This is a genomic window from Mycobacterium persicum (assembly GCF_002086915.1).
Classification (GTDB): domain Bacteria; phylum Actinomycetota; class Actinomycetes; order Mycobacteriales; family Mycobacteriaceae; genus Mycobacterium; species Mycobacterium persicum.
The window spans coordinates 5454191-5462209 of record NZ_MWQA01000001.1; the positions used below are offsets into that span (position 1 = coordinate 5454191).

Sequence of the window (8019 nt, forward strand, 5' to 3'; positions counted from 1 at the left end):
CGCATCGGCCGGGGTGGCGATCCCGCCGGCGGTGAACAGCGTCACCGGCAGCTTGCCGGCGCGGGCCACCTCGGCGACGAGTTCGTAGGGCGCCTGCAACTCCTTTGCCGCCACATACAATTCGTCCTCCGACAACGACGTCAGCCGACGGATTTCGCCGCTGATGGCCCGCATGTGGGTGGTGGCATTGGAGACATCGCCGGTGCCGGCCTCGCCTTTGGAGCGGATCATGGCCGCGCCCTCGCCGATCCGGCGCAGCGCCTCACCGAGATTGGTCGCCCCACACACGAACGGCACGGTGAACTTCCACTTGTCGATGTGATGGGTGTAATCGGCCGGAGTCAGCACCTCCGACTCGTCGATGTAGTCCACGCCCAGGCTCTGCAGGATCTGCGCCTCCACGAAATGACCGATGCGCACCTTGGCCATCACCGGGATGGTCACCGCGGCGATGATGCCCTCGATCATTTCGGGGTCGCTCATCCGCGACACCCCGCCGTGAGCGCGGATGTCGGCGGGCACCCGCTCCAACGCCATCACCGCGACCGCGCCCGCGCCCTCGGCGATGCGCGCCTGCTCCGCGGTGACGACGTCCATAATCACGCCGCCCTTGAGCATCTCGGCCATACCACGCTTGACCCGCGCCGTACCGGTCGCCGGGCTACCTGCACCATCCATGGTGTCTCCAATCTCCACGACGACTGCCATCGCGCGCCTCGTGTCGCTACCGACAAGCAGTCAATGTAAACGGCGGCGAAACCGTTACCGAACAAACCACAACACTGTGCAGCAGTAACACAAATCCGGTGCCTTCGGCGACTGCATCAATTCATCATATGATAGGAATTCCGTGTTATCGATTATGTGATCCCATGAGTGCCGTTTCGGCTTACCGGCAGCACGGTCGGTAGCAAAAATCTTATGTGACCATTGCGCGATAAGCTCGCGGAGCACCGGAGGTCGGGATGGACGATAACTCCCAGGTCGTCGAACTTAACGACGACGAGTTGGCAAGGATGCGTGGCGAATACGGTCCGGAAAAGGACGGTTGCGACGATTTGGACTTCCACTGGCTCGACGTCGGCTGGCACGTGCTGCTCCGCCGGTGGATGAGCGATGCGCAACGTGCCGGCGTCATTGAACCTAATGCGATGGTGCTGGCCACTGTTGCCGACGGAAAGCCGGTGAGCCGTTCGGTGCTCTGCAAATTACTGGACGAGTCGGGTGTGGTTTTCTTTACGAGTTACGCGTCGGAGAAGGGTCAGCAGCTCGCCGCGACACCGTATGCGTCGGCAACCTTCCCCTGGTACGAGTTGGGCCGCCAGGCCCACGTGCGCGGTGCGGTCACCAAGGTAAGCGCCGACGAGACTTTCGAGTATTGGTCCAAGCGGCCCCGCGGTGCTCAGCTGGGCGCGTGGGCATCGCAGCAGTCGCGACCCGTCGGTTCCCGCGCCGAGCTCGACGCGCAGCTCTCGGAGGTGACGCGTCGGTTCGCCGACCAGGACCAGATTCCGGTGCCGCCGCAGTGGGGTGGCTACCGTATCGCCCCCGACGTCGTCGAATTCTGGCAGGGTCGCGAGAACCGGCTGCACAACCGGATCCGTATCAGCAACGGCCGGCTGGACAGGCTGCAACCCTGACCTGATACCAGCGAACGGTGGGCGCACCTGCCTGATCGTCCTGTGCGTGGCCGGTGTCGGACCTTGGCGGGCGAGCGAATCGATCGGCCGCAGTAGGCTTCACCAAATGCGGGTAGGTGTGCTGGGAGCCAAGGGCAAAGTTGGAGCGACGATGGTGGCGGCGGTCCGGGCCGCCGCAGATCTGACCCTGTCGGCCGAGGTGGACGCCGGTGATCCGCTGAGTCTGCTCACCGACGGCAACACCGAGGCGGTCATCGACTTCACCCACCCCGACGTCGTGATGGACAATCTGAAGTTCTTGATTGCCAACGGGATTCACGCCGTGGTCGGAACCACTGGCTTCACCGCGGAGCGGCTGCAGCAGGTGGAGTCGTGGCTGGCCGACAAGCCCGAGACGTCGGTGCTGATCGCGCCGAACTTCGCGATCGGGGCGGTGCTGTGCATGCATTTCGCCAAACAGGCGGCCCGGTTCTTCGACTCGGCCGAGGTCATCGAGTTGCATCACCCGAACAAGGCCGATGCCCCGTCGGGCACGGCGACCCGTACTGCCATGCTGATTGCCGAGGCCCGAAAAGGCTTGCCGCCCAATCCCGATGCCACCAGCACCAGCCTGCCCGGAGCCCGTGGCGCCGACGTCGACGGCATCCCGGTGCACGCGGTGCGGCTGGCTGGGCTGGTCGCTCACCAAGAGGTGCTGTTCGGCACCCAGGGAGAGACGCTGACTATCCGGCACGACAGCTTCGACCGCACCTCGTTTGTGCCCGGGGTGTTGCTGTCGGTGCGCCGCATCGGAGAGCGTCCCGGCCTCACCCTGGGCATCGAGCCGTTGCTCGACCTGCAATGACGCTACAGCGATGGGCATGACGGGCATGGCGCGAACCGTGCGCATTCAGCTGCTGATCGCTTTCCTGTGTGCGGCCATGCTGGTGTACTTCGTCCTGCTGGGCCGCATCGCCGTCGCGCTGATCGGCTCGGGCCGAGCTGCCGCCATCGGCCTGGGACTGGCGCTGCTGGTCACGCCCGCTATCGGACTGTGGGCGATGATCGCCACCCTGCGGGCCGGATTCGCGCACCAGAAGCTGGCCAGGCTGATCGCCGACGACGAAATGGAACTTGACGTCAGCGCACTGCCGCGGCGGCCATCGGGTCGCATCGAACGCGCCGCGGCCGACGCGCTGTTCGACATGGTGCGCGCCGAACTGCATGACGACCCCGACGACTGGCGTCGCTGGTACCGGCTGGCCAGGGGCTACGACTACGCGGGGGATCGCCGCCGGGCCCGCGAAGCCATGAAAACGGCCCTGAGCCTAGAAAGGAGCCGCCGGCACGGCGATGACCAAGACCCTGCTCATCGTGCACCACACCCCGTCGCCGACCATCCGCGAGCTGCTGGAGGCGGTGCCGGCCGGGGCCCACGACCCCGAGATTGAGGGCGTCCACCTGATCGCCAGGCCGGCCCTGGCCGCAACGCTTCCCGACATGCTCGACGCCGACGGCCACCTGTTCGGCACCACGGACTATGTGAGCGGATACCCCTCTATTCGGCGAAAGGCCAGCTAGTGCCGCGTCTGCTGATCGTCCACCACACGCCGTCGCCGCACTGCCAGGAGATGTTCGAGGCGGTCGTCGCCGGTGCGACCGACCCCGATATCGAGGGCGTCGAGGTCGTCCGCCGCCCAGCGCTCACAGTATCGCCGGTCGAGATGCTGGAGGCCGACGGCTATGTGCTGGGTACGCCGGCAAATCTCGGGTACCTCAGCGGTGCCATGAAGCACGCATTCGACTGCGCCTACTACCAGCTCCTCGACTCGACGCGGGGGCGACCGTTCGGTGTCTACATTCACGGCAACGAGGGCACCGAGGGAGCGGAGCGGGGTCTGGCCGCCATCACGACCGGGCTGGGCTGGGCGCAGGTTGCCGAGACGGTGGTGGTGATGGGCAAGCCGACCAGGGCCGACGTCGAAGCGTGCTGGAACCTCGGCGCGACAGTTGCCGCTCAGCTCATGGGCTGAGTGCTGATATCGCGTCGGGCTGTTCGAATTCGATCGGGCGGCTGGGTGCCCCGTCGTCGGTCACTCGGCTGGGGTTCGATCGGGCTCCATCATGTAGATGACGGCACCGACAGGGTCCTTGAACATGCAGATCGTTCCCACCCCGGATACATGGTGGGGCGGTTCGAGCACCGTCCCGCCGAGGTCGGCCACTCGGGCCGCGATCTTGGCCGCGTTGTCGACGGCGATATAGGCAATCCATCGTGGCGGCGGGGACCCGGCGTAGTCACGGGCGGTGGGATTCATCATCCCCGCGACGTCGCGTCCGTCGCACTGGAAGACGGTGTAGGTCCCGAGTGGACCGGCATCGACTTCTCGGCGCTGCCAGCCGAAGAGTTGGCTGTAGAACTCACCGGCGGTCAGTTGGTCGTCAGTCAGCAGTTCATTCCAGAGAAACGTGCGGAGCTCCGTCATGATGGCCTCTTCGTGGGTAGGTTGGCGACCCGTACGAGTCCAGTGGGTCAATAATGGCCTGGCGTGGCAGGGTCACAATGTCGTCCGCTTTCGGGCGAGGTCGTCGGTGCCGTCGACGCCGCGGCGCGCGAGCGCGCCTACCAACTGGGAGGCACGATGGCGGCGATCATGATGCAATAAGGGCTGCGTCAACTCAAGCACCCCACGCTCGCCAGGAACTCGCTAAGAAACGGAATGCCGCGGTGGATTTTGGAGCCCTGCCTCCGGAGGTCAATTCCGCGCGCATGTACGCCGGCGCGGGCGCGGCGGGGCTGGTGGCGGCTGCGGCCGCGTGGAACGGCATCGCAGTTGAGCTGAGCGCTGCAGCGTCCTGTTTCGAGTCAATCGTCACCCGGCTGAGAACCGAGCCGTGGTTGGGTCCCGCCTCGCTGTCGATGGCCGCCGCCGCGCAGCCCCTCGTGGCCTGGTTGACCGACACGGCTGAATCCTCGGCGTTCGCGGCGGCACAAGCCATGGCATCTGCGGCCGCCTTTGAGGCCGGACGTGCGATGACGGTAGCCCCGGCCGAGGTTGCGGCCAACAGGGCCCAGTTGGCCCAACTGGTAGCGACAAACATTTTCGGGCAAAACATGCCGGCCATCGCGGCCGTCGAGGCGCGCTACGGGGAAATGTGGGCGCAAGACGCTGCGGCCATGTACGGCTATGCGGCCGCCTCGGCGGCAGCCGGCAGGTTGAACCCGCTGATCGGGCCGGCGGCCGTCACCAATCCAGCCGGGATCGTCGGCCAGGCCGCCACCGGTTCCGCGCAGCAGACCGGTCTTAACAACCTGATCGGCAACCTGCCAAACGCAGTTATGAGCCTCGCCTCACCGGCACCGTCGGAGGCCCAGGTGTCGGGGCTCAATGCGGTCTTGTCATTCCTCACCAACCCCAACCCGTTGTTCGTCGATCATGCATGGCACGGCGTCTCGGGCGTAATGGCGGACTTTGATATGGCCTTGACCACCAGCAATGACGGGACCGACGCCGCCACCAGGGTCACCGCCAGCGGGGCGGGTTCGGTTGCCGCCTCGACAGCCGCACCGGCCCGCACGGTTAGCCCCGCGGTCGGCGCAACACCGATCGTGGCCGGTGTGGGCACTGCATCCGCGGTCGGTCGGCTGTCGGTGCCGGTGAGCTGGTCTACCGCCGCACCAGCGGTGACCGCCGACATCTCCACGGCTGGCACCGGGTGGGCAGTTCCGCAGGAGGACGCAGCGATAGCGGCAGTGCCGCCTGCGCCTGGAATGGTCGTCGCCGCCAACGGCGCAGGCGCCGGCGCGGGCCCGCGGTATGGAGTCAAGCCCACCGTTATGCCCAGGCATGTGTTCGGCTGATCCGGGACCACGGAAACATCCGGACGCGTCACCCGGGTGTAAGAGCTTGGTCGACATGACAGTTACCCGGGCCTGGACCACATCTTCAGCCGTGCCTACGGTGTGTGGGTACAAGGCAACAACGACACCGTCGGCGCCGCGGTCGCCGTCGTCGAACTGGAGTGACGTGGAGTGACCAGGTGCCTGACGTAATCGAGATTTCCAGGAACCACAACCCGTTCCCGCGGACAGGAATCCGCCTCGATCGCGCCGGCGTCCCGCACTACGACGAGATCCCCCCCACCCTGCTGCACATGCTTGCCGAGCAGGTCGACCGTCGTCCCGACAATGAAGCCGTGGTCGAGCTCGACGCTGCGCGACTGACCTACCGGCAGTTGTGGGATCGTGCATCGCGAGTCGCCGGCGGACTACGCGCGGGTGGGCTGCGCGCCGGCGACCGGGTGGGCGTGCGCTATCCCGCGGGAGTCGATTGGGTGCTGGCGTTCTGGGGCACCGTGATGGCCGGTGGCGTTGTGGTGCCGGTGAATACCCGCTCCACCCAGCTGGAGGTCGACTTCGTGTTGTCCGATGCCGGGGCCCGGATCGACCTGAGCGCGGATACCGCTTTGCCCGACGGCGACCCGTTCGTGACCGAACAACTCGGCCCATCCGATGTGGCGGCGCTGTTCTACACCTCGGGAACCACCGGCCACCCCAAAGGTGTGCCGACCACCCACGAGGCATTCGTGACCAACACCGAGAACGGGGCCAGATGTCTCGGGCTATCACCAGATCTCGGTGACGAGCTGCGCACCCTGATTTCGGTGCCGCTGTTCCACGCGACCGGTTGCAACTCGCAGCTGCTGGCAGCCGCCCGCGTCGGCGGGGCGTCGGTGATCATGCCCGCACTCAACCTCGACCAGTTCCTCGTGACACTTCCCGCCGAGCGCATCTCGCTCCTCGTGACGGTTCCGGCTGTCTACTCGTTAGTGCTGCGGCACAAGGGTTTTCCCGGCATCGACGCCTCCTCGGTGCGTTGGGTCGGCTACGGAGGTGCGCCGATCGCCCCGTCGTTGGTGCGCTCGGTCAAGGACGCGTTTCCGCACGCAACGGTGTTCAACGGATACGGCATGACCGAGTCGGCCTCCCTGATGACGGTGTTGCCTGATTGGGATGCGGCTGAACACGCCGACTCGGTCGGTTATGCGGTTCCCTCGGTGGATCTCGGGGTGGTTCCGTATCGCGGCGACGAGCCCGACCCCGGCGAGATGATGGGCGAGTTGGTGGTCCGCGGGGCGAACGTGACCACGGGCTACTGGAACCGGCCGGAAGCCACCGCGGCGACGATCGTCGACGGCTGGTTGCATACCGGCGACGTGGTACGTGTCGACGACGCGGGCCGGGTGCACATCGTCGATCGGCTGAAGGACATCATCAACCGGGGCGGCGAGAATGTCTCCAGCGTTGAGGTCGAATCCGCGCTGCTGTCGGCCCCGGGCGTCGCCGATGCCTGTGTGTTGGGGGTGCCTGACGACGTTATGGGGGAGAAGGTCGGCGCGGTGCTCTACGCGGGCGCGGACCCGATCGACGTGACGGCGGTTCTCGAACACTGCCGCCGGCAACTGGCCGACTTCAAGGTTCCGCAGTACGTCACGGTGGTGACCGAAGCACTGCCGCGCAACGCCGGCGGCAAACTGCTCAAGGGAAAGCTCCGCGAACAGGTCCGGTGGGGTTCGCCGGTGCGTTGACCGGTGGTTGGCGCCGTCGCCACACGGCGTAGAAATGTGCGCCACGCCTCCCATTTCGATGCCGCTGATCACCGGAAGGTGTCACGCTCGACAGGACAGTGTTAGCACTGCCGGCGTTCGCGTTAAGAAACCGTAACGGGACTCATCGTTGACGCCTTCGGATTGCGACGGCGGGAGTGTGGATCACTAGCCTTATCCTCGACGCACAGACACTGTTCAGCAAATAACCAGAAGCTGTCCAGCAAATCCACAGGAAGTGGCCGCCGCAACCGGTCGGCATGTTTCGAAACATAAGGAGCACAGATGTCATTCCTGACGACACAGCCAGACGAACTGGCCGCTGCGGCGGGCAAGCTGCAGACCATCGGCGCGACGATGGAAGCGGAGAACGTCGCCGCGGCAGTCCCCACCACGGGTGTGATACCGGCGGCGGCCGACGAAGTGTCGATGCTGCAGGCGTCGATGTTCACCGCCTACGGGAGCTTGTACCAGCAGATCAGCGCCGAAGCCGCGGCAATGTACGAGATGTTGGTGAATACCCTCGGCGTCAGCGCCGGGACCTATGCGGCCGCGGAGGCTGCCAATTCGTCTGCGGCGGCCTCGCCCTTGTCGGACATCCTCGGCGCGCTGCTGCCCAGCCAGACTCCCGGATGGCTCACGGATCTCGCCAATATCTTCAACATCGGGACCGGCAACTGGGCGTCGGCCGCGTCGGACTTGCTGGCGTTGGGCAGCGGTGCGCTTCTGCCGGCTGCCGCCGAGGCCGCCGGAACCGACGCCGCGGAAGCTGCGGTGGGCGGCGCCGCCGCCG

Annotated in this window: 8 protein-coding genes and 3 pseudogenes; 9 read left to right on the forward strand and 2 right to left on the reverse strand. The window is 66.1% G+C overall.

The annotated features are described in order from the left end of the window. The coding region (gene pdxS, locus B4U45_RS24745; RefSeq protein ID WP_219859531.1) for a pyridoxal 5'-phosphate synthase lyase subunit PdxS at positions 1-678 on the reverse strand (678 nt) is incomplete at its 3' end. A gap of 287 nt (positions 679-965) precedes the next feature. On the opposite strand from pdxS, the gene pdxH reads away from it, so the two are divergent. From pdxH to B4U45_RS24770, 5 genes and pseudogenes are all read left to right on the forward strand, one after another. After that, positions 966-1640 carry a pyridoxamine 5'-phosphate oxidase gene (gene pdxH, locus B4U45_RS24750; RefSeq protein ID WP_075549920.1) on the forward strand — a complete coding sequence of 225 codons (675 nt, stop codon included), beginning with the start codon at positions 966-968 and terminating at the stop codon, positions 1638-1640. A gap of 106 nt (positions 1641-1746) precedes the next feature. Then, the gene (gene dapB, locus B4U45_RS24755) at positions 1747-2484 is read left to right on the forward strand and encodes a 4-hydroxy-tetrahydrodipicolinate reductase (protein WP_075549921.1); all 738 of its coding nucleotides are present in this window, start codon (positions 1747-1749) and stop codon (positions 2482-2484) included. A gap of 25 nt (positions 2485-2509) precedes the next feature. Next, positions 2510-2971: pseudogene (locus tag B4U45_RS24760) on the forward strand (hypothetical protein); the annotation flags it as partial. A gap of 1 nt (position 2972) precedes the next feature. Continuing rightward, positions 2973-3170: pseudogene (locus B4U45_RS24765) on the forward strand (flavodoxin); the annotation flags it as partial. 29 nt (positions 3171-3199) lie between these two features. Continuing rightward, positions 3200-3652, forward strand: coding sequence for a flavodoxin family protein (locus tag B4U45_RS24770; protein WP_075549922.1), 453 nt, complete (start codon positions 3200-3202; stop codon positions 3650-3652). A 60-nt stretch (positions 3653-3712) separates the two neighbouring features. Here the strand turns inward: B4U45_RS24770 and B4U45_RS24775 are convergent, their stop codons facing one another. Then, positions 3713-4105, reverse strand: a complete 393-nt coding sequence (locus tag B4U45_RS24775) for a VOC family protein (protein ID WP_075549923.1) — start codon at positions 4103-4105, stop codon at positions 3713-3715. A gap of 242 nt (positions 4106-4347) precedes the next feature. On the opposite strand from B4U45_RS24775, the gene B4U45_RS24785 reads away from it, so the two are divergent. The 4 genes and pseudogenes from B4U45_RS24785 to B4U45_RS29610 all read left to right on the forward strand — a co-directional run. Then, positions 4348-5481 carry a PPE family protein gene (locus B4U45_RS24785; protein ID WP_082275706.1) on the forward strand — a complete coding sequence of 378 codons (1134 nt, stop codon included), beginning with the start codon at positions 4348-4350 and terminating at the stop codon, positions 5479-5481. Between the two features lie 63 nt (positions 5482-5544). Continuing rightward, positions 5545-5631, forward strand: a pseudogene (locus B4U45_RS30590) (flavodoxin); the annotation flags it as partial. Between the two features lie 29 nt (positions 5632-5660). Beyond that, complete coding sequence (locus B4U45_RS24790) at positions 5661-7208, forward strand: class I adenylate-forming enzyme family protein (protein ID WP_075549925.1); 1548 nt, start codon at positions 5661-5663, stop codon at positions 7206-7208. Between the two features lie 303 nt (positions 7209-7511). Beyond that, positions 7512-8019: PE family protein (locus B4U45_RS29610; protein ID WP_244899392.1), on the forward strand; the 508-nt coding region annotated here is incomplete at its 3' end.